Annotated in this window: 21 protein-coding genes; 7 read left to right on the forward strand and 14 right to left on the reverse strand. The window is 54.7% G+C overall.

Annotated elements, in window-relative coordinates; genetic code table 11:
- Window positions 1-48: 48 nt before the first annotated feature.
- The 5 genes from AB4Z48_RS03020 (at window position 49) to AB4Z48_RS03040 (ending at window position 6,426) form a co-directional block, all read left to right on the forward strand.
- Window positions 49-3,492 (forward strand): DEAD/DEAH box helicase family protein, encoded by a 3,444-nt coding sequence (locus tag AB4Z48_RS03020; protein ID WP_441612381.1) that lies wholly within the window; start codon window positions 49-51, stop codon window positions 3,490-3,492.
- A 401-nt stretch (window positions 3,493-3,893) separates the two neighbouring features.
- Window positions 3,894-4,799, forward strand: coding sequence for a hypothetical protein (locus AB4Z48_RS03025; RefSeq protein WP_441612382.1), 906 nt, complete (start codon window positions 3,894-3,896; stop codon window positions 4,797-4,799).
- 24 nt (window positions 4,800-4,823) lie between these two features.
- Window positions 4,824-5,447, forward strand: a complete 624-nt coding sequence (locus AB4Z48_RS03030) for a PIN domain-containing protein (protein ID WP_441612383.1) — start codon at window positions 4,824-4,826, stop codon at window positions 5,445-5,447.
- A 19-nt stretch (window positions 5,448-5,466) separates the two neighbouring features.
- Window positions 5,467-5,838, forward strand: coding sequence for a hypothetical protein (locus tag AB4Z48_RS03035; protein WP_441612384.1), 372 nt, complete (start codon window positions 5,467-5,469; stop codon window positions 5,836-5,838).
- A 42-nt stretch (window positions 5,839-5,880) separates the two neighbouring features.
- Entirely contained in the window at window positions 5,881-6,426 is a 546-nt protein-coding gene (locus AB4Z48_RS03040; protein ID WP_441612385.1) for a hypothetical protein, read from the forward strand.
- Window positions 6,427-6,580: 154 nt separating this feature from the next.
- Here the strand turns inward: AB4Z48_RS03040 and AB4Z48_RS03045 are convergent, their stop codons facing one another.
- The 14 genes from AB4Z48_RS03045 to AB4Z48_RS03110 form a co-directional block, all read right to left on the reverse strand.
- The gene (locus AB4Z48_RS03045; RefSeq protein ID WP_441612386.1) at window positions 6,581-7,390 is read right to left on the reverse strand and encodes a hypothetical protein; all 810 of its coding nucleotides are present in this window, start codon (window positions 7,388-7,390) and stop codon (window positions 6,581-6,583) included.
- 44 nt (window positions 7,391-7,434) lie between these two features.
- Entirely contained in the window at window positions 7,435-8,052 is a 618-nt protein-coding gene (locus AB4Z48_RS03050; RefSeq protein ID WP_441612387.1) for a hypothetical protein, read from the reverse strand.
- Window positions 8,049-8,867 carry a hypothetical protein gene (locus tag AB4Z48_RS03055; RefSeq protein ID WP_441612388.1) on the reverse strand — a complete coding sequence of 273 codons (819 nt, stop codon included), beginning with the start codon at window positions 8,865-8,867 and terminating at the stop codon, window positions 8,049-8,051. The genes AB4Z48_RS03050 and AB4Z48_RS03055 overlap by 4 nt, the downstream gene beginning before the upstream one ends.
- Window positions 8,868-9,069: 202 nt before the next feature.
- The gene (locus tag AB4Z48_RS03060; protein WP_441612389.1) at window positions 9,070-9,798 is read right to left on the reverse strand and encodes a M48 family metallopeptidase; all 729 of its coding nucleotides are present in this window, start codon (window positions 9,796-9,798) and stop codon (window positions 9,070-9,072) included.
- Entirely contained in the window at window positions 9,788-12,844 is a 3,057-nt protein-coding gene (locus tag AB4Z48_RS03065) for a type I restriction endonuclease subunit R (RefSeq protein ID WP_441612390.1), read from the reverse strand. The genes AB4Z48_RS03060 and AB4Z48_RS03065 overlap by 11 nt, the downstream gene beginning before the upstream one ends.
- Window positions 12,841-14,106: a restriction endonuclease subunit S gene (locus AB4Z48_RS03070; protein ID WP_441612391.1), complete on the reverse strand. Its 1,266-nt coding sequence runs from the start codon at window positions 14,104-14,106 to the stop codon at window positions 12,841-12,843. Before AB4Z48_RS03070 ends, AB4Z48_RS03065 begins: the two co-directional genes overlap by 4 nt.
- A complete protein-coding gene (locus AB4Z48_RS03075) occupies window positions 14,097-16,487 on the reverse strand; it encodes a type I restriction-modification system subunit M (protein WP_441612392.1) in 2,391 nt (796 codons plus the stop codon). The genes AB4Z48_RS03070 and AB4Z48_RS03075 overlap by 10 nt, the downstream gene beginning before the upstream one ends.
- A gap of 3 nt (window positions 16,488-16,490) precedes the next feature.
- Window positions 16,491-16,742 carry a hypothetical protein gene (locus tag AB4Z48_RS03080; protein ID WP_441612393.1) on the reverse strand — a complete coding sequence of 84 codons (252 nt, stop codon included), beginning with the start codon at window positions 16,740-16,742 and terminating at the stop codon, window positions 16,491-16,493.
- Window positions 16,743-17,231: 489 nt separating this feature from the next.
- Window positions 17,232-18,968, reverse strand: a complete 1,737-nt coding sequence (locus AB4Z48_RS03085) for an AIPR family protein (protein ID WP_441612394.1) — start codon at window positions 18,966-18,968, stop codon at window positions 17,232-17,234.
- Window positions 18,969-19,268: 300 nt separating this feature from the next.
- A complete protein-coding gene (locus tag AB4Z48_RS03090) occupies window positions 19,269-19,391 on the reverse strand; it encodes a hypothetical protein (protein WP_441612395.1) in 123 nt (40 codons plus the stop codon).
- Entirely contained in the window at window positions 19,388-20,278 is an 891-nt protein-coding gene (locus AB4Z48_RS03095; protein ID WP_441612396.1) for a recombination directionality factor, read from the reverse strand. The genes AB4Z48_RS03090 and AB4Z48_RS03095 overlap by 4 nt, the downstream gene beginning before the upstream one ends.
- An 88-nt stretch (window positions 20,279-20,366) precedes the next feature.
- Window positions 20,367-21,362: a YqaJ viral recombinase family nuclease gene (locus AB4Z48_RS03100; RefSeq protein WP_441612397.1), complete on the reverse strand. Its 996-nt coding sequence runs from the start codon at window positions 21,360-21,362 to the stop codon at window positions 20,367-20,369.
- Between the two features lie 74 nt (window positions 21,363-21,436).
- A complete protein-coding gene (locus AB4Z48_RS03105) occupies window positions 21,437-22,411 on the reverse strand; it encodes a DUF932 domain-containing protein (protein ID WP_441612398.1) in 975 nt (324 codons plus the stop codon).
- Window positions 22,412-22,754: 343 nt separating this feature from the next.
- A complete protein-coding gene (locus tag AB4Z48_RS03110) occupies window positions 22,755-23,180 on the reverse strand; it encodes a transcriptional regulator (protein WP_441612399.1) in 426 nt (141 codons plus the stop codon).
- Between the two features lie 546 nt (window positions 23,181-23,726).
- Here AB4Z48_RS03110 and AB4Z48_RS03115 point away from each other — a divergent pair.
- Both AB4Z48_RS03115 and AB4Z48_RS03120 read left to right on the forward strand, forming a co-directional pair.
- The gene (locus tag AB4Z48_RS03115) at window positions 23,727-23,966 is read left to right on the forward strand and encodes a hypothetical protein (RefSeq protein WP_441612400.1); all 240 of its coding nucleotides are present in this window, start codon (window positions 23,727-23,729) and stop codon (window positions 23,964-23,966) included.
- A 62-nt stretch (window positions 23,967-24,028) separates the two neighbouring features.
- Window positions 24,029-24,649, forward strand: a complete 621-nt coding sequence (locus tag AB4Z48_RS03120; protein ID WP_441612401.1) for a hypothetical protein — start codon at window positions 24,029-24,031, stop codon at window positions 24,647-24,649.
- The last annotated feature ends 134 nt before the right edge of the window (window positions 24,650-24,783 follow it).

Raw genomic sequence — 24,783 nt, forward strand, 5'->3', positions numbered from 1 at the left:
CGAAGAGAAAATTCGACCGGGCTGGCAATACAAAAACTAACTTTCTAAATGTATTTTAACTCAGAATTAACGGGAGGAATTTCGCTAACCTCGGCTGTCCTCCGTCAACCAAAATCTATTGCGTTTCCTATTGCGTCAGGCAATTGCAGTTCCGAAATTACGGTTCTGACGTCGCTCGATTATCCGGTCAATAAGCGATTCTCCCTCGATGAGAACGGGCAGGTCAAAAAGCAAAATTTCCAGAATGCCTTCCATTTCAACCCTGTCACAGTTCCAGTCGGCGGCATCTGCGACCTCGCGAAGCTAATCGAGTTTTGCAGCGCTGACAATCGGCACATTCTAATCCGTGCCCTGCCAGTTAACCCCAACGCCCGCAGTGTTCGTAAGACCAACGAAAATTTCATGGAGCATCCAGATGGCACCGACTGGGCCATGCTCGATTTCGATGACATCGAAGTGCCTTCGACCGTGGATCCGTTGTCGATCGAGGCTATCGAATGGGTGATCTCCAAACTGCCTGCTGAATTTCACAATGTGACATTTTTCTATCAGCATAGCGGTAGCGCCGGTGTGCTAAGCAGCGATGGCACTCCGCTGAAGTCTGGTCTGAACGCTCACATCTTCTTCTGGCTTGATCGCCGAGTGCCTGGAAAGCAACTCTCGGCCTACTTGTCCCTACACTGCATGGAGACGGGCTTCTACACGCTCGGCGAAAACCGTGGCGGAAACGTGGCGTTAAGCTTCGGCGTCGATCCCGCACCACTGCGCAGCGAAGTGCAGGCCCACTATATTGCCGCCCCGACCATCGATGCCGGCGTGAACTGCCGAATCACACCCGAGAAGAGGCAAGGTTTGGCCCGTAAGACCGCCGACAGCGTAACCCTTCCGTTGCTTGCGGCTGACGTTGTGGGCAGCGCTGGCGCACTCAAGCACCGACTCGTCAACGAGTACAAGCGCAGTCATGGCTACGAGACCCAAGTTGCGCTGACTAATATCCAAGGCAAGGTTGCTGTCACTCGTTACAGCGTCGCTCCACGCCAAGCGGATCAACCGGCAAGGCGAGGCCGTCCCTTTGCCGAAGCGAAGCTGAGCCAGGACGGAAAATACCTGACGTTGTACTTCACCGACGAAGGCTCGCCCGGCTCGTGGTACGTGCGCAAAGATCGCCCCCAAATCGGAATTCGACACGGCGATGGCGACTCGATGCCGCTGAAGGAACTGTCGCAGGGCGCTCATGACTATGTTCGGGATGAACTTGGCTGGTTCTCGGAAGTGCCTCACCACCACTTGACGTTGGTCGATGGGTTCCTCCCAGCATTGACTGGTTTTGCCACGGCCAAGGTGTCGCTGGTGCTGTCGCCGACTGGTTCGGGCAAAACCACTGCGACGCTCGACTGGATCCAGAGTCGCATCGAACAGCGCCAGCTTGTCTTGTACACTGCGCCGACAATTGCCCTGGTTAAACAGATGCAAAGCGATCTGACGCAAGCAGGCCTCAGTCCAGCCTATTATGAAGATGTCTGGGGGCCGAGTTTTTCTAGGTACGGTGTTATCGTGAGCACCTACGATTCCTTGCCCAGACTGCTGAAGGACGTCTACGCCGGCGGCGTTCCCCATGCTCTCATCCTTGACGAGATCCATCAGGGGCTAGACCGATTCATGCGGGGTAGCAAAAGCCTGGAGAATCTGGAATCGGCGTTGAGCAAGTCCCGCCAGTCTTTGCTCCTGACCGGCACGTTGACTGACGTTCAGCGCCACGCTTTGGTGGAGATAGCGAAGCACGCTCTCGGAAGCCTGACGGAATGCGACTATTGCTGCTACGAGTTTGCCCCGTTCAAGCGCAATCCCCTTGAAGTGATACCGACGGCCCGCTTCGATTCAGATTTGGCGCTCTTGTTTGAAGATTTTCAGGATAAATTGGCCAAGAACGAGCCGCTTCCCCGTTTTGTGATGCTGCTCGATACCTCCAAGATGGAGATGTATCGCCGCCTCGTTGCCCAGTACGGCCTCACCGACCATGCGGTGATCGTTTCCCGGCCCGAGAACTCCGCAGAGGAAATCGAAGCCGCCCGGACAAGCGTTCTGCCGATGCTGATTTCCAGCCCACTGTTCGGGTTAGGCCTCAATTTTGCTCGGGCACCGGACATTCTCTGGGCGCGTTTCGACCACATGGAGGCCGATACTAGCCAAATCATTCAGGCGGTTAACCGTGCCAATCGAGGTCGATTGCTGAGCCAGGTGAGGATTTATGGCAACGTTCACCCTGACGCCTGCTTTGCGCTTCCAAACGGGTTTGCGCTGAGGGCAGAGCTCGCCGAGCGTTTTCACGCAGAGACATCGGTGACCGGCTATCTGGAGGAGCATCTCCAGCTCGACAGGGTGACGTACCAACTGCTCCGAAATTCGGAGCGAAATAGCTTTGTTGCTCTGAGTTCGCTGGTCCGTGACAACGCTATCCAGAACTTCAAAGTCGTTGATTGCGCCAGCTTGCCAGAGGTCAACAAAGACAAGGCAGCGATTGTCAAAGCCGCTCGTACAGAAGCTCGTGGTGACTACCGACAGGCTGTGGTAGACAAGGCCGCTCGCTTTTCCAGGTGCAGCCCGATGCAAGCCCTTATCAGGCTGGAACAGTTATACAACGAGCGCAAGAACAACTGGCGATGTGACGAGCCCCGCTTGGAAAGGGAATTGCAAAACGAGGAAGCAGGGATTTTCATGGGCAGCTTTCGTATTCTTGATCCGGCAGCGGCTCAGATGGTAAAGACGGCCAAGGTGAAGCGCTTGTTCGGGGAGCTGTCGCCATGGATCTCCAGTCAATACGCTCGAGACCGTCACCCGGATTGGGCGAAGGTAGAGGCTGAGAAGACAGATAAAATTGTTCTACTTCTGAAGAAGCTAGAGGCTTTGACAGCCGGGCAAATCACGGCGGACGACCTATCGGCGGCATTGACGAGGAATGGTCGGCTCGGCGAGGCATTCCAGGCGTTGGCCGGCAGTGACCTGGAGTTCCAAAGCATTGGTCAGAAAGTCGATGCGTTGAAGAAAGTACGAGTAAAGGTCAGGACGCTTGGTGGCAGCGCAGAGCGAGACAAAGTGGGTGAGAAAGGCCGGGCCCTACTGCGTGAGCTACTTGAACCGCTGGGTGTCACCTATGGCAAGAAAGAAAGCCGTGGGCGTCAGGTGACCGACAACACGAAGCCGATCGTGCCGTCGAGTTGGAATCTACCGGATATGATCCTAGTTCTTGAACGGCAGGCCGCCAGACTGCGGGCTCTACCGAGCAGCCAGAAAGAGCCGATTGTTCCGACGCCGGAAGATCTCTATTTTGACGAGCAGTCGATGCCTCGGCAGATTTGCGAATCTTGCATCTTTTTCCACGAGAATGCCTGCTGTCAAGGTCGTCCGGTGGACTGGCAGAGTTTCGGGAACTTCGACGCCAGCCCAAAGTGCGACGCTTTCAAGCGTATCAAGGTAGAACTGATGTTGCACTGAGGATGAGGTCGCCCACGAGTTTTAAAAATTGGTGGGCGATAGAAGCGTGGAAATCATTATCAATGCTGGATTTTCGGTTGCGAGCATTTCCTAATATATATAAGAAGAGATTAGCGAACGGACAGCAGGCGGGGAGCTGGAGCGAGAAGATCTGACAATCCCCCGGCCGAGCCAGCCGCAAAAAATCTGACTCGAGACATCCAGAACTCAGCGTCAAGGCTCTGCCGACAGGCCTGTCTGCTGTACACAGTTCCCGGCCGCCAGCCCTTCGAGCCCATCGCCGTGTTCCTCCTACATTTCGCATTGGTCGTCGACATGTTCAAACGATAGAATGCCTAAAGGCCATGTTCACTCGTACGGTCGAACTGGGGTGAACCCCTTCATTTTCGAGGTTACATGCTGTGAAAGCGCTCTATAGGCAAAGCGAAGTAGAACTGGTTCTGGCGGCGTACCGGGACATATTTCCGTCGATCAACGAACCCTTGGCGAAGTATTGGGGACTGGGCAGGGAACGCCCATGGTCCTATGTCACGACGGATTTCCATCGGGCCACCTACGAGCAACTTAGGCATTTACATGATCGCACTCAGGCTATTGACGCCATGGCCTTGGCGACGGACGCAAAAGGTGCAGCACTACGCGATGCCTCGATCGCGTGTGGAGTGGGGTTCAGTATGGGCATCTGCCCGTGGACGGACAACCTGCTACTGAATACATACTCTCCCGACAAGGACAGCCTCACAATTCTCCTTGGCCACGACTGGTACCCGATAGTCGTCGAGAGTCGAAATCGATCCGATTCGCCTATGAGAAACGGCGATGCACTACATTACACACCGAAATACATGCCGGCTGCGCCGCAGGCAATCTTCGATGGCTCGACCGTCGGGCTGTTCCTCAACCTGTATCCCGACTACCGACCGCCAGGCGACGGAAAGTGTGGGTCACTGCGCAACTACGGTATCAGCTACGAAGAGTGCCTCGATGGCTTGGACTCGATCATCGCCGCCGTCAGCAAACGCTTCAAAACAGTACGCATGATTTCCTGGGGTGCCAACGTCTGGACGGCCCTGAGAGCCCGAGTCCGTGGTGTCTCTCCGTTGGCCCTGATGGCGCATGCACAAGCGATGTCGGGTGAGATCTTAGCCTTTGAATCCTCTGGCAAGGAGATTCAGTATTTGCCGATCGCTCATCCGAGCCATCCTGGCAACTTCTATCGAGCGGCACACTTGATGCACATCAGACGGGGTTTTGGGGCAATGGGTCTTGGGTTACCGGCAAGTCAGCAATCGGCTAGAATCGCCTGAACAAAAAAAGTAATCAGGGGTCACATGTCGCAGCCGCTGTTGCTGGTGGATTTTGAAAATGTCCAGACAATTGACGTTCAGCACATCCCGCCGGACTACCAGATTGCCATCTTTTGCGGCGCCAACCAGAAGAGTGCCTCGCTCGATCTGACAACCCGGTTGCAGAATCTGGGGTCACAGGTTCAGTGGCATCGGGTCTCGGGCACCGGCAAGAACGCACTGGACTTTCACATTGCATTCCATATTGGCCGTGTTCTTGAGCGCAAGGAGGCCAGCGAGTTCATCATCCTGGCCAAGGACACGGGCTACGACCCGCTGGTCAAGCACATCGGCTCGCTAGGCGTGTCCTGCAAACGGGTTGCTGTTGTCGGGGAGATACACAGGACTCCGGCCGCTCCGACCGTATCATCTCCAAAACCAGCGCCAAAAGCATCATCCCCGCCTAGTGCCGAGCTCGAACGTGTAAAGGCGAATCTCACCAAGGTGCTGAAGAACAAAAGGCCAAGAAAGCGGGCAACGCTGACCAAGCATGTGAGTACCCTATTTGGCAACAAGCTCACGAAGGCGCAGTTGACCGGCTTGGTCGACGACATGTTCCGCCGAAAGATGATCTCCGAAGCCAACAACGCCATCAGCTATCACTTCTAGCCAACAGCATCACCGCTTCATGACAGATACGAAATTCAGTCCCCTCGGCTTCGAGCTACGCACCGGCTCTGTCGACCCTTCGCTTCCCTTGCTGTTCCGGATCGGCCTCGTTGATGGTGCTGCCTCTGGCATGCAGGTCATCTACGTCGGTATGAGCAGAGACGGCGCCGAAGCCCCGTTCGCCAACTACGACGACAATCTGCGGAGGATGCGGGACGGCCGAGCACCAAGGAATGGCAAGGGCTTCCGCCAGATACATAGGGATATCGATATGGCGCTGCGGAAAGGCAAGTCAATCGTGATCGAATTGGTTCGGAACGTGGACACCGACACCGAGCCCCTTGCCGCTGCGAAGAAGGCGTTGCTGCGGCAACATCAATTAGATGGGTAACGATCAACGTCGCATCTAGAGCCGAACGAGGGGGTAACGCACATGCCGCTGACAACCAAGGGAATCTGTGCTCAGATTCTGGGAAGTCTATCAACGTTCCGGATGCACCCGCTTGTCCAAGAGGACAGTGACTGCAAGGTTGTAGTGAACCATCTTTTGAGGAAGTACAGCGAGCCAGCATACAGGAACAGCAAAAAATTCTGCTCCACAAAGATTCAGCAGGACCCGTTCCAGCCATCTCTCTATGACCATGCCGTTCCCGTGAATGTCATCATGAACTGGCTTCTCGACATCGAGGAGAAATCAAATTTGGCAGTGACGCCGGAGAACATCGACGGACTTGCGAAAGTACTCAAAGATAACCTGTTCTTGGTGAGGATTACGAAGGAAGAGGATGCGACTCTGACTGACTTGGATCTTCGTGACCGGATGCCAACCGGGAATTGGGAACCGTCACGAGATGCATCTCATCTGCCTAGGGATCGTTACACGGCGGCGGGAATCGATATCGTCGAATGCGGCAGCCCGACGTTCCGCCGTCCTCGCAAAGCCAAAACAGGCTCTACCAAAAAGCGCGGCCACCAGTAGCCTCACAAAGGCGAGGGTGTCGACCTGCTCTACTTCCTCACTCGATGTATTCGACGGCTGTGGGATGCAACTCCAGCACATACCCGCCCGAAGCACACCGACGATTGAACGTGGCATAAGCACGGTCAACTGCACCGCCTTCGGCCTGGCTTGCTTACCCAACCTGATGAATCGCATCACGAGCCACCCATATCCAACCTTCCGACTCCGGAACTTTTTCCTCGGGCGGTATAAGCTTGTCGGGCCGACATGAGAATAGATGGGCGATTAGCGCACACTTTAGCGCATCGTGCGTGTCATCGGGGTGGGACGGAAGACGATAGTGACGCAGCAGTTCCTGGATCGTTTTCGAATTTTTGCAGGCCGCAGGGTAAGCCTCAATTATGGTAAGGGCCTTGCGATCTGACCACACTCCAATGCTTTGAAGATGAGGGGTGAATTTAGCCAGCACATGCATCCCCTTTGTTGCCTGGCTACCTATCATGTCTTTGATGGCAGAAAGAGGCTTCAAGCCCTGACCAAACAGGAATTTTTCTGTCTGACGGAACAAATATGAGTTGTTAGCATGCGTGGCGATTGACTCCGCATAGCCCTGTCGCGTAGCTAACCGAATAAGATCTTCGGGAAATCCTAAAGGGGCATCGATGGCGAGGGTGACCTTGGTCATGCTTGCCATTTCAGTTTTACACAATGCGAACAGCGAGGCCACCCACTCCGCTGCGCAGGTAGCCGTCTGGATAGAATAGCTGAGATTGCCGCGCCAAGCCTCTCCGACCATATCAAGATCACTGTTTAAGATAATGATGGCGTCTCGGCTACGCCTATTGGCGTCGCAATTCCACCCACCAACATCCCATCCGATGTAATACGCAGGGTCCTGAGTAGCGACTGTCATACCGACGTAGCAGAAATTATAAAGAAATCGGATTTCAGGTATGGACAGCAATGTTCGACGCAGAGCCATAGATTGGCTGTTCCCTGCACCACCAACTTGAGTGAGAAGCGCAATCAGACCTCATGACCAAAGATTTCTCCCGCACGTCGGCGAAACTGGGTAAGCGCTGTCCGTGTAGCCTGCTCATCAGTAAACGCAGTTAAAGGAACGAATTCTCGATACATTCTATACCCGGGAACCTTCTCGGTCGTAACCAGTTTTCCATGCTCGGGGTATGGCATGCGATTCCAAACTCGGTCATACCAATTGAATGGCCCTGCGGCAGGTTCATCGCAGCGAATAAGGCTGATAGCAAGCTCACTTCGACTGACTTCCACTGGCTGCATTACTGCATTGCTCTTCGTAGAGAACCCCGTATCACTACATATTTGTACATCAATCAACAAATCGCCTTTGCTATGCTGGTGCACGTAATCTTCATGATCTCCAGAATGCCGAATCCAGAGAGCTGACGCGTCTAACAGCGGCAATAGGCGGCTTCCGGAGTCATCATTACGCTCCAATATCTGAAAATCACGCGATGCCATATTCCGCCAGCAATGATGGTAGGGAATAGCGTCAAACTCCCCACGGATAAATCCGAGGAGTTCAACAATGCGTTGTTGATAATCTGCCAGCAAGCGGTAGGCCTTGCGGACGTCCAGCAATGCTGCATCGAGTGATATGGTCATTGATAAAACCTCCACATGTCAAAGGATTTGCCTTCAGCACTAATGTGCGCTGGCGCTAATGTAACCAATGGTGTGAGAGCGGAGCGAGTGGCGACGAGAGAGGCCATAGGACTGAAATAGTGGAACGAAACACTTGTAATGTGGTAGTGGCGGAGATCAGTCAACCATCTAGGCGGATGGGTGCGAATACCATGCCAGGCAAAGGCACTACCTATATCGTCGATAATTCGTTGAAGACCGTTGCCATAACCTTGTGAGTTTCGCACCACCTGTCCGAGAGATTGGTAAACATCTCCCCAGCTACGGCATATAAGCTCAAACTGGGGGACAGCCGCCGATGCATCACGATTTAGGGCTGTAATAATCTGGCCCTTCAATGCTTTTTCCTGAACTGGCGAATACTCCATCATCCCTCCAATTGTCAAGAGGGTAACGTTTTCCTCCCCTAGCTCGTCGCTCTCCCACCCCGCCAAGAGCTCACGTGCCAACTGATCTGCGTACTGTTGCTCTAAGAAGTCATGCCTTTTAGCTTCGACAAGAACTCGCCGAGTGCCACACGTCAGAAGTACATCGGGTTCGACACCGGTTCCATTCAGTCTCCACCACGGCCAAAACGCGATTTCATCTAGTGGTGGAAGATCCAGTGACAGCAGATGCGAAAAGAAGGCGACAAGCACCGTGTCAGGCAAGTAGGATAGCCGCTCAAAGACTGTGGCGGTCAGGACATCTTCCGCACCCTCAGCCTCGCCCAGCCTTAGCGTGATGCCTTCTAGGCCGGTACCACGCTTTTTCCCATTGAGAACGGCGTTGAGCATGAGAAATCTTATCGTTTGAATGGGGCTTGTTGCATGAATCCAATCTTCGTGCGGCGAGCTGAATGACGTTTGCGCGCAACGATCTGGGCGGCGTCCTCGTCGATGCAGTAGTGCGTCTCCAGCTAGTCTTTGATGGTGTTTGGGTCGATGTTTGAGGCGGGAGCCATAGTATGCTCAAGACATATTAGGCTGGCTATACCGGTCAACCATCCCAGGTCTCGTGACCTAGCGGCGCCCGGTTCAACTCTTCACGATACGTTCGCCAATGCGGAAGGTACCGGTCCATCAATGCGACGAACCGATCGTTATGGTGCCGTTCCATCAAATGGACCATCTCATGAACGACAACGTACTCTAGGCACTGTACGGGCTTCTTGGCCAACTCCAGATTTAACCAGACCCGGCGAGCGTCGACGTTGCAGCTACCCCACTTGGTCTTCATCTTCTTGATGCCCCAGTGAGCTACTTCCACGCCCAACACGGACTGCCATTTTTCCAGCAGTACCGGGACTTGGGCTTTCAGCTGTTCCCTGTACCAACATTGCAAGACCCGCAAACGCTGTTCGGCATTTGCCTCAGGCCGCACACGGATTTCCATCGTGGTCCTGCTACGAAGCGTCACCCGTCCCGGTCCCTCATGCTGCACTACACGGATGCGATAGCGATGCCCCTGAAAGTAATGACTCTCGCCGTTGACCATTTCCCGTGTTGACTGACGAGGCTGGGTTTCGAACTTGGCCTGCTGGCGCTTTATCCAGCCCAGTTTTCCGATCACAGCCAGTCGGACGGCATCATTGCTGACGGCCTGGGGGGCTGCGACACGAACCCTTCCGTTTGGCGGGTAAACGCCTAGGTGTAGGTTCTTGATGTCCTTGCGCACGATCTCGACGGTCAGGCCACTGACCTTGATGTGACGCGGCTCAGTACTCACGTTGGTCCACCACCAATTTCAGAATCTCTTTAGTCCACACCTCGTCATCATGAAGGATGGCCTTGATAGCGATCTTGACCTTTTTTACCTTCACTGGATTGTTGCGCCAGTCATCCTGCCTGCTCTGGCGAACAGCATGGTCGAGGTTAAGGGCCAACGTTTCGTCCTTACCGACGTTGTCATACAGCGCACGCTTGGCTTCAGAATCGAGCGTGGGCGGATAGGAGGCTCCTGTCGCTGGATTCTTCACCTGCTTCGCAAGCGCAACGATTTCGGCCAGATAGTCCTCGTATGCCAGTGCATCGGCTTTCCTCTTTTCGATCAGCGCATCAAGTAGCTCCGACATCTTCTCGTAGTACTTGGGATTGATCGGCTGCTCGTCGATGATCAGCTTGCGAACGTTGTTTTCGATCGTCTCCGCCACCGCTTCCTTGTTTTCACGGATGTCCTTCGGCAACGCATCGACCGCACTCGGGCCACGTTCCACGATGAGTTGAATCAGCGATAGGTCATCGAAGGCCGAAATCGTGTCACTATCCTCGGCCCGGATGTAGGTGTCAATCAAGTGCCGCATTGCCGGTTCATACATTTTGAGATCGATGTAGTCACCACTGGCCAGTTTGACCTCGTTGCGGGCCTTGTCGAAGTGACTGGTCTCGTCCTTAAGCGCAGCGATGTCCGCTGGCGTATAACCAGCCTCTTCCAACTCGTTGGCTAGGCTGGCGAATGCTCGGATAAAGGCAGCGGTGAACTTGTATAGCGCCAGGCGCTTGGGTTCGTTTTCCTTCAGCTGCTCGGCATTGCCGGAATCTTTGGCGCAAAAGTAGCGAAGGTAGGCCGCTGTATCCTTGGGAGCATCTACTGGCTCACACAATGCCTTGATGGCCTCACGCGTTTCCTCTAGGTGCTCACGGGCCTTGCCCAATCGGTCTTCCAGCAAGCCGGCAACGTCATCCTTGTCATAGCCGTCAAGGGCGCCGGAGGTGTAGTCATGGATCGAACTCTCCAGACTCCTGAACAGATCCTTGTAGTCGACAATGTAGCCGTATTCCTTGTCGTCGCCGTCCAGTCTGTTCACCCGACAGATGGCCTGGAACAAGCCGTGGTCACGCATCTGTTTGTCGATGTACAGGTAGGTCGCCGATGGAGCATCGAATCCAGTGAGAAGCTTGTCCACCACGATCAGGAGTTTCATTTGCCCCGGCTCGTCGATGAATTTCTTCTTGACGTCCTTCTCGAAAGAATCCGGCTCCTGGCCGTTCAACATCTTGTTATAAATTTCGTACTGACGCAGTCTCTCTGTCAGTCCCTCGGCGCTTTCCCCCTTGATGTCCGCCGGCGATGGCCTGTAGCTGGTGACGACGGCGCACTTGCCCGAAAGTCCGGTCTTATCGAACAACTCGTAGAACTTGCATGCCTGGTAGATGCTGCCAGACACGAGCATGGCGTTGCCGTGTCCACTCATCAACCGGTCACGGGTTTCCATATCAAACAGGATATCGGCTGCGATCTTTTCGAGTCTCGACTGGCTGGAAAGCACCCGCTGCATCGTCCCCCATTTTTGCTTCAGTTGCGCTTTGGCAAGATCCGTCAGCCCTTTGGTCTTGGCTTCGAACCACTGGTCGATCTTCTTTTGCGACGTGATGTTCTGATCCACGTCCCGAGCCTCGTAGCGCAAGTCAAGTACAACGCCATCCTTCACCGCTTCGTCAAACTTGTAGGTGTGGATATATCGCCCGAAAACTTCGATGCTCTTCTGCTTGTCAGCCTTGAGCAACGGCGTGCCCGTGAAGCCGATGAACAGTGCATTGGGCAGGATGGCCTTCATAGCCTTATGTAACTCCCCGGACTGGGTGCGATGGCATTCGTCCACGAACACATAGAGGTCACCCTTGGCCCTGAAGTCGGCAGGCAGAGCCCTCTTTATTTCCTCAATATAGCCGGCCACGTCGCCCACTTCTTCGCCGTCTTCCTTGCCGCCGAATTTATGGATCAACGAGCACACGAGCCATGGTGTAGTGGCATTGAGCGCGGCGATCAGGTCGCCGCCGCTCTTCGTCCGGTAAATCTCTTCGTGGACGCCCTTGAACACCTTTTCGATCTGCTCATCCAGTTCAGTGCGATCGGTGATGATCAGAACCCGTGCATCCTTGACGTTCTCGCGTATCCACTTCGTGAGCCACACCATGGTCAGGCTCTTGCCGGATCCCTGCGTGTGCCAGATGATGCCGCCTTCCCGGCGTTTCACATGGTCCTGCGCTGCCCGAACCCCGAAATACTGGTTTTGCCGGCAGAGCTTCTTCGTTCCGGCATCGAACACAATGAAGTCGTGAATCAACTCCAAAAAGCGAGCCTTGTTGCAGGTCTGCGTCAGATGGCGGTCAAGCAGGTTATCAATTGGACTGTCTTCCTTCCAAGACAAGTAGTACTTTTCCGGTGTCTGGATCGAGCCGTATCGCAGGCCCTCGGTGTCGTTGCCTGCCATGACGAACTGCATCGTGGAGAAGAAGTGTTCGATGAAGACCTTCTTCTGATTGTCAAGGTTCTGCCGAATGCCCTCGGAAACAGACACCGTGGATCGCTTCAGTTCCAGCACACCCATGGCAATACCATTGACGTACAGCACGACATCAGGGCGTTTGGTATTGGCCTTGGTGTCGCCGCCGCCGACAGTTACTTCTTCAGCGATAGCGAAGTCATTGTTAAGCGGTTGCTTCCAGTCCACCAGCCAGACCGTCTGCGTATTCTCGCCCACCTCGGGCTTTATCTTCACGCCGTAGCGGAGCAACTCATACACCGCCTTGTTTCTATCGTAGAGACTCTTGCTTTGGTCACCGGCGGCCTTGTCGAGAGCATGTATCGCACGGTTTATCAGCGCCTCGTCGTAGCCCTTTCCTTTCAAGAACGTCTGGAGCAAACTCGACTCGACGTTTCTGTTGCCCGTGCGATCGATCCAGTTGCCCAGATAGTTGTAACCCAGCGTGTCACAGAACAGCTTGACGACACGCTCTTGAGTCTTCTTTTCGATTTGGCCGACGGTGCTCATACGAGGCGAATCCTCCCGGTCAACAGCTCCTGCATCATGCCCTGCTTGAGAGCACGGGTCTTGTCGCGTTTCTCTTCCAAGGCTGCGAGTTCGGTATCCATGTCGGAGAGGACGATGGCAATAGCTCGCTGCTCCTCGACCGACGGTAAAAGAATGGGTAGCAGCTTGACGATCTTCGCCGTGTAGCTTTGCTGTTTTGTGCCCTGACAATACTGCAGCGCAAGGCTTTTACCTCGGAACACATAGTAATGGAATAGATATTCAACCAGAAGGTCAGCAGTTGGGAAAATTGCCATGCAGGACTGATTTGTTGTTGACTCTTGACCTACTATCCCGCAACTACCTCGAGTTCCTTCCGCCTCAAGACCGGTAATAGCCATGAGAAACGTATCTTTAGGTACAATCTTTAGATTGGTTCTAAGAACAGCCTCTTGTGATATTTTCTCTGCCGTATCGTTTATTACGTTGTAATTAAGTTCGCCGCTTGTAATCCAGCGTATGTCACCTTTATAGAATTCAGGGTTGGCTCGAGAAGGAGTTGCACCACTGAAGCAGTGGGAGATGATATCCCCAAACGTCTTTTGGCGCCAACCGCCGCTAAACCCCGGCAGGCGTTCCTTGCCTGTGAGCAGTTGCTGCATGGTGGCCTGCTTGAAGTCACGTTTCTTGGCGATTAGCTGATCCAGCGATGAGATCAGGGCGTCGACATCGCTGAGGGCGGTGGCGATGTGTTCCTGCTCTTTGAGCGGCGGAACACAAACCGAAAGCTTCTCAAATCGCTTCCTCTGAATTCCTTTGGCAGTCGACCCACTCGCATTGTCGAGAAGTATCCTTTGGAATACATCCGATTTAATTGCGTGATAGAGGAATCGACTTTCCACTACTTCTGGGTTGGTCCGGAGAAGGATGGTCCTCTGGCTTAATATGTATCGACGATCGTCGGGAATCAATGCGACGTTCCCGAGAGGGGCCTCTGTTGTAAAAACGATGTCGCCCTCGGCAACGTCACCCTTGACCATCCAGCGTTTGTACAATTCCTCGGAGCCAAAATAGCACTCCTCCGAAAAGTCGACATACCCATTCTTGACGTTGCCTGCCGAGAGCGCAGGAATATCCCCACCGCCCCAAGTCAACCCTAGTTTTCGTGGAGTTCTTCCACGGTAATCCATTATCTCGCTTGAGATTTCGAGAATAGCTCCGGCATTCCAATCCTCCGGGATCACTCCCACCTCGGTCCGCTTGTACCCCGGCTTCAGTTCCATGCGAACCCCATTTTCTTCAGATGTTCATCGACACGTGCAGCGAGTGCGGCAACTTCGGCCGTAAGCTTAGGCAGCGGCGTTGCGTAACGGTCAGCCAGCACCTTGATACGGCCAGTCAGTGCTTGCGACACACGATCAAGCTCGGTCTGGACGTCAGCTGCAAGGGTAGCAAGCCACTTGTCCTCAATGACCAGCGTCTTGATCTCGGCTACGTTCAGCTTGGCATACTGCACCGCCACCTTGGCCTCCAGAGCCTTCTGCGCGTCTTTGACCTTCTTGTTGGCCGCAGCTTCCTGCTCAATTAATTCGAGGTATTCGTTCAGGGCCTTGCGCTCTTCTACTGCGTCAGCGTCCTTCTTGATCTCCGATAGCCGAGCCTTGAGGCTGACCTTTGTGAGCTTGCCCTTGTCAGTCTTCGCTTCAGCCAGTAGCCCGTCTTCGCCGCCGTGCTCTTCGTCGAGCTCCTCCATCTGGCGAGTGACAGCATCACGCTGGGCTTCGAGATGTTCGATAGCCTTCGCATCATCTGCAAAGTACCGGGCGATGATCAGCGACGACGGAATCAGATCGTTGTTCGACTTACCATCGGCCAGTGCGGTCCAGCCGTCATGAATCAGCATGTACACGTCGTCCTGCATCGTGTCGGCCCAGTAGCTCATCAGATGCTGGTAAACATCGTAGGCGTCGAGAAGCGGTACGGTCTTGAACGTGTCGAGCATGCTTTCGGAGATGGTCTCGATCAATGCCTTGGGGTGGTCTCCGATCTCGATGTCGGTGAGGAGCGAAACGTTTCCGGTCATCCACTTGGCGAAGTGGGATCTGACCGTTTCCGTGAACGCTGCGAATTCGGCATGACCGAAGATCGTTGCCTTGACATCGATCGAAGCGACTTTCAGCTGGCTGTATCCCGGCCGGACAGCCGGTTCGAACAGTACGCTCCGAACAGCGGGCAGTACCGCCCAGTAGCGACCGAGGTCGTCGATATCATGATCCGGAATGCCGCCAAGCAAGTGAGCAGCGATGTCCTGCAAGTCTTCCGGCTCAGTACTGTCGATGTAGCGTGGAATGTTCAGGTTGAAGTCGTTGTTTGCAATCTCCGCAACTGGCACGAGTCGGGAGTACTTTGCGATCTCAATCTGCTTGTTGAAGGCATCGACGATCTTGTGAATGTCCTGGGCACGCAGACGATTCTTGTTTCCGTCCTTGATGTACCCCTTGCTGGCGTCGATCATGAAGATGCCTTTGCGAGCAGCAGCATGTTCCTTGTCGAGCACAATGATGCAGGCGGGGATGCCCGTTCCGTAAAACAGGTTGGCCGGCAGGCCGATGATGCCCTTGATGTAGCCTTGCTGGACCACACGCTTCCGGATAGCCCCTTCGGCCCCACCTCGGAACAAGACGCCATGTGGAAGAATCACTGCGCCCTTGCCGTTACTTTTCAGGGAGGCGAGGATGTGGAGCATGAAAGCATAATCGCCATTCTTCTCTGGCGGAGTGCCGTATTCAAAACGACCATAGTCGTCGTTCCCCGGGTCGAACCCATTGCTCCACGCCTTCGTCGAGAACGGGGGATTGGCAACAACGAAGTCGAAGGTCTTCAGGCTACCGTTGGCTTGTTTGAAGTGCGGGCTGGACAGCGAATTGTCCTTCCAGATCTCTGCCGTTGGGCAGTCGTGCAGGATCATGTTCATCTTGGCCAGGGCTGACGTGGCGTTGTCCATTTCCTGCCCATAGATGGTCAGATCCTGTCCGGTGCTGCCTTTTGCTTCGTCATGTGCTTTGATGAGCAGCGATCCAGATCCGCAGGTCGGGTCATAGATGGTTTGGTCAGCACTCTTGGCGCTGCCGATGCCAATCACCCTAGCCATGATGCGAGAGACTTCCGCCGGCGTGTAGAACTGCCCCTTGCTTTTACCCGACTCGGTAGCAAAGTGCCGCATAAGATACTCATAGGCATCACCCAGAATGTCGTCGCCCTCGGCACGGTTGCCCTTGAAGTCGAGCCCCGGCGTGTCGAAGATAGCGACGAGGTTGGAGAGGCGGTCCACCATCTCCTTTCCCTTACCGAGCTTCTCGGCGTCATTGAAGTCCGCAACATCGATCACACCCTTGAGTTCATTGGCCTCGGCCAGGCGACTGATGATCTTGTTGAGTTTGTCGCCGATCTCCTTGTCGCCCTTCAGTGCCACCATGTCCGCAAAACTGCCACCGGCCGGTACGTCGAGCAGGGCGTCCTTCTGACCGGCATACTTGTCGGAAACGTATTTGACGAACAGCAGGACCAGCACGTAGTCCTTGTACTGGGAGGCGTCCATGCCGCCCCGGAGTTCGTCGCAACCTTTCCACAAGGAGCTGTAAAGTTCGGATTTCTTGATTGCCATCGATTATTTGCCTGACGTTGCCGACGTATCGGGGTCGAAGTGTGTTCCCCAGGCTAGGCGATGAGGGCACCGAGCCGGGGCGATGGCGAATTTTACAGTGTGGCGGCCCGGATGGCCGTCGATGGCAACGCTGTCGTGCGTGTGGCGGCTTGGTTTGATTGCCTGCTGGTTGGAGACCGGTGCCGATCTTGCATGGATGATGGTTTTGCCCACGAACTTCAAAAACTGGTGGGCAATGAAATCGAGAAAAGCCATATAGATAGAGGATATTCTCGGGCGAGCATTTTCTAATATATATATAGAGGGAGATGAATCTAGAGCAGCAAGGAGCGCCCCGAAGCGCCCTATGACAGCCGAGCCGGATGCTGGCGTTCTAGGTAGGGGGTTACCTGTTGGGCGGGCGCTATGCAGAGCGTTCGCTGGCAGGAAATATCTCCGGCGTAGGTATCCCAAGTACTCGCCGCTACCGGCGTTTCTTGGCGCTTTGCTGATGCCCTCGAGGAACTCCAAATAGGTCATTGCCCGGAAGCGCGTTCCTTCCCCAGCCGCAGAGAGCCGGATCGGTGGGCACGTATTCCACCATCCGTCGCGCGTAGCGCATCTGCCCTAATGAAACGCCAAATTACTTGGCTGGCGCGCAATGCACGCAAGAACTGAACCCTTGCTTTGCGGTGCCGCCAGGCAACTAGTATGTCCCACCGAACAGTGGACCGCTCTTTTGTCCGGTTGAACTGTAATTTTCCTTCATCGCATAGGTAACCTCTGTACAGCAGCCATCAGATCTTGTGAATATTTTCCGCGTTTGAGTGCATCATCACTAGGGAAACCGACTTCGTCCACAATCTTTTGGCATTTTTGGAATATTTTGACGTATGATTTGTCGTCAGAATTCAATACTGATATGATTTTTGTTGCGTAAGCATCAGCTTTCTTTGAATTTGGTGGGGGTGTTTCAGTTTTTCCGTGGCAAAGCCACTTAAATAGCTGAATTATATGCCAGCGAACCTTCGTATAATTTTGTGCGCCGATTTTTCGTCCATTAATGAGCGCCTGATACTTGTACAGCGCGAGGCAAGCGGCGTAATAGTATGATTCGTGATCGTCCTCGCGAAAAAGATTTTCTTCGCTGATTGAAAATATCTTAGCCACGTAACGAGCTGAATTATGGGGAATATCAAGAAACATCGCCGCATAGCATCTTGCAGTCTCGCGAATATCGAATATTCGTGTTGACTGATACTCAGCATTTTTAAATTCAGCTTGGCGTCGCTCGAAATAGACCAAATTTTCTGGCTGAGCATGCTGATTCTGAACAGAAAAGTATTTTTGGACAAGCTTTGCCTTGCTCCGAAGACCGAAGAATGCCTCTTTAGGGATATCCGACTGACTGTTCGTTGCAGCAATTATGTCGCTTGACCCCTCATTCTCTGGTGATTCTATGAATTTGACTACGACATTCACGGATTCGGTCAGCAGTAGTCTGTTCTCATATAAAGTGCTACTAGTCTGGCAGCCGTTAATTATCTGGTAATTTGTAAGATGAATCTCTTTTGTGTTCGGTGTCAACGTCAGTTCCGGCGTCACAACAGTGATGCCATTGTTTAGAACAGAGAACAAGCTCTTCTTCTCGGCGCTCTTCAGCGTATCTTGTATTGCAAGGTTGACGTCGTTCTTGTCACCCAGGTAGGAGCGTACGTTCTCTTCGAAGACGGATTGTCGCAGGTTATCATCCCCATCCATAAGCAAAGCTTCAACGAGACTGCGTGCATTTACAATTGCAACATAAGACTGCGGTATGCCCGGCATCGCAGGCATGCCAAAATACTCAATCAATCTCAGCTTTGCCTCGTTTTTCTCTGAAAGATCCGCATAAAGCTTCAGCAGTTCTCCTCGACCCAGCGGCCGAACAGTAACGTTATAGAATAGCTCGGTATCTTTGACATATCGCTCAATAATCTCAAACGTGGCTTTGATTTCACGCTCGCCACCGTAGACGCCACTGGTGCAATAGTAAATAAGCGCATTTGGTCGTCGATTGCGAACTTTTTTAAGGTTCTTTAGGACGATTTTTAAAATTTCAATAGAATCGGTATTTAATTTTCCATTGGGGAGCTTCGGATCAAGGGAAAGATAATCTTCAAGGCCAATCTTGAAGTTAGCTATTTCTTCCTTTTTGAATTTTTCGCTCGACTTGGCTTGGGTGAAGACGACGTCCACAGTCAGGTTCGTTTTGTGCGTATTGAATGACTCTTCCGCGTCATCGACTGTAGTAATTAAGTCTCCGTCAATAACGATTGCCACGCCATCTAGCGATGCGTCATCTTCCTCGGTTGTTACGTCAATTGGATCGAATCTACCAAGATAATGCTTTGACACTACGCAGTAATTACAGAAGAGCTCAAATAACTTGGACTCAGATAGACCCTCATGCTCAAGATCGTTCGCTAGTTCGTTGACGTGGTTCTTCAGAATGATGTGCATGCTTGCCTAGGCTGGCATTTGTGAATGTTGGTGTAATGATAACTGTATTGGGGGGGCGCATGGTGGATGACCTCTGTGGGTCCGAACTCGGCCGTCGGCACTGTCCGTGCGCCACGCCGTCGGGGTGACAGCCCACTTTACCCATCCCGCAATTCGGCGATGAATCAAAAAAAGGCGCACCATAGCCGGGTGGTATGGTACGCCTGACAACGTGACGAATCATCACTAACCAGTTTGAGGGGCTTGACAACCCTTGACATAGCGCAAAGAGATCCCGGTCACAGTGCTTGCTGTGGCAGCCTAGCAACGGCCGCCCAACAGCCACGCCAGCACCTTGTGGCCGAGCCACAGCCATAGCAAGCCCACGACAATCACGCCGACCGGGGCGACGATCAGCAGCAGCATCGCTTGCAGGAAGATCATGCTGGGCCTCCCATCTGCGTTGCAGCCTTGCGGTCGAGCTTGTCTTTCAGCGTGGTTGCATGGCTGGCCGCGACGTGACCGGCTGCTTCGCCCTCCACATAGAACTCTTCCACGATGGCCGGGATCTCTTCTTCGGAATCCTCGAACGCGCCGTTGCCGAACCCGGCTCTGGCCACCTCATCAAGCGCTGCCTGGTCAAAGCCCGATGCCCTTCGGTGAGCGTCGGTCTGCGTGGCTTCCGTGATGGCGTCCTCCAGGGTCATGCCTTCCCGCACCGTCAGGTCTACATAGTAGATGGGGGCACGGTAACTCTGGGTGGTGGACTTTGTCCGTAAGCGCAACTCCAGCGACAGGGATGCCAGCAGCCCGCCAGACACGGCATGGAAGTAGCGCAGCCTGGCGGCGATGGTGCGGATACTGTTGTAGCCGGTGGTCCGGAAGATGAAACTGCCAAGCGGATCGTCATCGCCAATGCGAACGTTAAGCCTGCCGTAGGGCTTGCAGCCCCCTTTGGCTATGTCGCAGCCATCCGGCGACGGGCACGGCAACGATTGCAGCCCGGAAGAGGTATACCGGCGACAGGTCTCGCCATTGCCCACGCATACTGGCCGCCCCGTTTGCCGGTCGAACAGGCTGTACTCGGCTCGGAGGTTAAGCTCGGGATCATCGAACAGCACGGTGACCGGGATCGAGCGCAGCTTCCCATTAGATGCCTTGCGCAGGGCGTCGTCATACGGGTGCAGGATCCACCCATCCCTGCCCTGAACTTGAGTGGTGATGGTGAATTGATCGTCTTTTTGGGGCAATCGCTTGCCATCCTTCTCGACCACGTGACCAATCGAGATGCGGCCCAGCACGGGCGGGGTAATTGCCAAGTTTTTCAGCATCGTATTTCTCCAAGAAAAACGCGCATGCCCGCCCCCAATGATCCGCAAGGGCAGGCACGGCACAGCCCCACGGACAAGGGCAATTTGGTTACAGGATCAGGAACCGGCGACTGCCGGGCTTGGTGAGGGGGTAGCGTTGCAACAGGTCAGGCTGGTCTTGCACCAGCTTGTCGATGTCCAGGCCCGTCCCGTCCTTGCTGCGCTTCCAGGAAACAGAGCCGGTTTCGAAGATCGCCTTGGTGGCTTCGCCCATGGCTTGTTGCAGGCTCTGCTTGAACTGGGCTTCGAGCTTGGCCCGCTCAGCGATCTCCGCCCGGACCGTCACCAGGTCAGCGAAGGCTGCAGACAGGTTGCGGTCTTCCGAGAAATCGACGGTTGCCCCGGAGTCGCGTGGATACAGGCATTGCAGAGCGGAGGCTGCCGAGTCGGACCCATCAGCGGACGGTGGGGTGTCGGTCTTCACGTGCTGCCAGAAGCGTTGCTCCAACTCGATAAGCCTGGCAATGAGGGCATCGTCCCGCTCGATGCGATGGATTTGCAGTTCCTGGCCGCAGATCAGCACCGCCACGTCCCCAGCCCTTTTGCCTGTCACCGCAAGCTGATGCTGGACCTGCAGTTGCACGTATTCGGGCACCCCGTCCCGCCACAGCCTGGCCCCGTTCATGCCCGCTGTCTTGCACTCCAGAATTGCCACATCACTAGCGCCCACGACCTCCCGGTCAATGTTGGCCAGCATAAATGGGATATCCCTGTGCCGAAGCACGGCATTGACCCGGCGAACACGATTGCCGGTCCGCTTCGTGTAGTGGGCAGCGACGATGGGCTCCAGCAAGGCGCCCCAGTAAACTGGCTGACTTTCATCATCAGGGCCAGCCTTGCGCAACTCCACATCCCGGCCCGTCTTCTCCAGCCACAACTCCAGCTGGGACTTGTACGGGTTGAGCCCGACTGCCGCTGCCGCATCCGAACCGCCGATGCCTTGCTTGCGAACTTCCAGCCAATCGCCTCGGCTCATGTCATTGGTGGAGACCAGGCGCAGCGCTGGCCGGCCCGGCTTTCCTGCTTGATGGACTGCGGGTTGCATAGAACCTCCTAGAATGAAAAAACGCCCGGCGAGGCAGGACCTCAACCGGGCGACACGTGGAACTGCTGTGAACTTCAGGCAACTAGCTTCAGTGCTTCCTCCCAAGCACGTTGCTTGAGGTTGGCGCCAGCTCCGAACCAAGCAGAATCAAGACGGTGGTCAGTGCTGCGAGCCCGGCGTTCGTGATCCGCATACTGCGTAATGGCGTTGAGCATGCCCCAGGCGGTCCCGGAAGCCGAAGCCAGGTCTGCACCAAGCCCTTCGCCGTCGTAGAGACCTTGCACTACCTTGAGTGCCCGCTCGTTGGTCTGGGCAGCCGCAGTCTTCCCGGTGGTTAACGGCAATGGCAAAACGCCCAGAACACGATGGAAATAGGCTCTGGCAGTTTCTGGCCGGACCTTGCGCTCCGACAGTGCCTTCATGCGAGCCATGAATCCGTCCCAGCTCGACACGGCAATGCCCAGTTGCTGCTTGACCGCATGAGCGTTGAACTGCGACCGGTGTTGAACCTTGACGGCTCCCGTGCCATCGTCCAAGGCAATGTGCAGTGTGTTGTTGCAAACAACGCGAACACTAGTGAACTGGGCCGTGGTGGCCAAGGAGCCATCGCAGGCCGTTGCCAGTAGCAGATAGCCTTGCACCTGGTCACCGCCCTTGAGCACGGTTTGCTGGCCTGTCTTGGCCAGTGCCCACAGCTTGCGACCATCTTTGAGCACGCCTGCCGTTTCCAGCTCGAAGCCCCCGATCTCCGTCAAGTCCCGATAGAACTCCAAAATTTCTCTGGGCTGGACAGTCTGGTAGCGGCTGGACACGACCGAGAGCGGCAACTTGGTATCTGAGCGGTACAGCACCTTTTGTTCCGGGTAGGGGTGGATGGCGCCGAGCGTGCCAGACTGGCCGGTGACGAAACAGACCGGCGTCTCTTCAATTTGCCAGTCCATACCCGCTCTTTGCATCCAGACCTCGATGGGCTGGTGCCGTTCCAGTTCGTTGCCGAGGCCGTGCCACGGTTTCTGGCCGACATAGGCCATTGATTGAACGAGATGCATGGGAACTCCTGAAAATTGACGAGCGCAAGCCCCAGACCAAGCCTGAAACCACGCAAGAAAGATGAAGGGGGAAGCGAACCAGCCAAGGCGGCTGGGGCAGGCAGAACTGCCTATGGAAAACTAGAACGGATCAGGCGAAGGCGTCGTTGGACTCAAAGCCCGTACCTTGCATGAGGCAGTTCTTGATATAGCAAATAATTGTGGCGACCGCCTCGAGGAGGATCGCCAGAACGAAGTTACCGAATGACCTCATGATGCTCCTTGGTTAGCGAGGGAGGCCGAGTGGCTTCCTATGCTCTTCTTATACCAGGGGACATTCGAGTAATTGAAAGCAGCCGGACTGTTACTGAGACCGCATGTCCGTGTCGAGAGACAATTGCTCTACCAAATCCAGGATGAGCTTACGGCGAGCCTCAGGCATATCTCGAAGGCGGCTGAGCAACCGGAGTTCGTCCGCAGTGGGAGCCGACGGTTCAATCTTGGTTTGCCTGGCCGAGCTCGGTTTTGATTGAGCAGCTTCGGGAATGCCAAACCGAAGCCACTGCACCGGCACGCCTAGCCACTGGGCAAGCGTGTCGATCTTGTCGGGTGTGGGCACGGCCTTGCCGGTGAGCCATTTGTGGGCTGCCTGAGCCGAGACAGGCTCACTCGGGTGTCGGAGGTTGAATTGCAGGGCGAGTTCACTCGGCGCGTCAATTTTCTTGGGGCTGCGCGTCAGGGCCTGCTTCAAACGGGTGGCAAAGGCTTGCTTTTCTTCCGGGCTGGGCATGACCCCGAGTGTCGGAGAACTTAGGAGTCACATGGAAACCATATGGTTGTTGGTATCAACCGTTAGGTTTATATTTGCCACCTTGACCCATTGTGCTTAGAGGTTCTCGTGGCAAATACAGTAGATACTGGCCTTACCGCAGGAGGGACTGCCAAGGCTGCTCTCGGTGGAGCCGCTGCAGGGGGCGTGATAGGCACGCTGATCCTGGATGGTGCTCTCATTGGGGCCGCAGGGGGGCCTGCGGGAGCACTTGCCGGGTTGGCCGTCGGCGCAGTCGCCGGAGTTGCGATCTACGGGCACTCGAAGTGGCGAGCGGCGCAGACGGTCGGCTCATGCTCCAGCTGCGAACTACCGGTTCTGGCCGGCGATGCCGACGGAGGTGCTTCCACATGTGCTAAGTGTAGGGTGTCGGTCTGCAAGGCTTGCCGGAAAATCAATCCGCTCGTCTTTGCATTCCTGGACTCGAAATGGACTAGGACGGGCTCCCTGTGCAATGGGTGCAAGGCTGAAGCCGACAAGCTTTTAGGGAGGGCCAGAGCCATCGAAGTGTTCTCGGTCAAGTACAAGGGAGAAGTACCCATCGATGCTGGCCTTCCACAAGCCAATTTTCGGTCCGAATTCTTCCGCACGCAGGACGAGGCCGAGCTGCATCTACGGCTCCTTGCTGCCGAGCGGGGCTTCGATCTCGTCGCTCAAAGACAGTACGGATCCCGACAGCAGCAGAATGGCAACTACATCTTCAAGGCTTGGCAGGCGTCGGGGCTGGCCGGCTTCAAGGCCGAATGAACGAAAGCCTACCTGGCCGAGTGTTCGCCGCCACAGAGAATCACCGAATAATGGAGAACGTCATGCAGGGTCAAACAACAGCCAGGATCGCAATCACCTGTGCGAAGCTCCTGGTGGTCTGGGGAGTCTTCGGGGCGATATTGGGAAAAGTGGTTCTTGAAGACGGATTCGACGCAAGCGCAGGCTTCACGGCTCGTGGCATTCAGGCAGGAGCATTGCTCGCAGCGCTGCTTTCTGTCGGATGCTACGCCATGATCCTTCGCTGGCGTCGTCTGGCGACGAACAGCAGAAATACTCCCGATATGAAGTGCTCTATCCAGGAGCACCAAGAATTATTTCATGCTCGGGCCACATGGTTTGTCTGGGGGGCAATCGCTCTCTTTTTGGCAGTTGGGGCGATTCTCGGCACGGGTAGCATGAGGGATAGCAAGGCTCCGAGTCAGAAAACTATGGGAGCATCAACCAATGAGATCACGTTTCCTCCGTGCAAGGCGGCTGGAATGATCGCCGACCAGATGACGGTCAAGCGGGATCAAGGTGTGACCAAGGAAGAGATGCGAAGTCGCTATCAGCCCAATGAGATCATGGACAGGAAAGCCTGGGGCCTGATGGTAGACATGGTCTACGGTCACCCTGAGCTGAACCCTGGGGCCATCGAGCGAGTATTTACTTCCAAATGTTGAACTGCCCAGGCGGTCCGGTGGCAGGACGGCGAGATTAATCTCCATTGCCATTTGCGCTCCGAGCTAAAATAAAAATAGTCAAGCAATTATCAAGAAATCATCAATAATTGACTTGCGCTTAAATAATAAAAAGG

Source organism: Cupriavidus sp. 2TAF22, from assembly GCF_052115045.1.
Taxonomy (GTDB): domain Bacteria; phylum Pseudomonadota; class Gammaproteobacteria; order Burkholderiales; family Burkholderiaceae; genus Cupriavidus.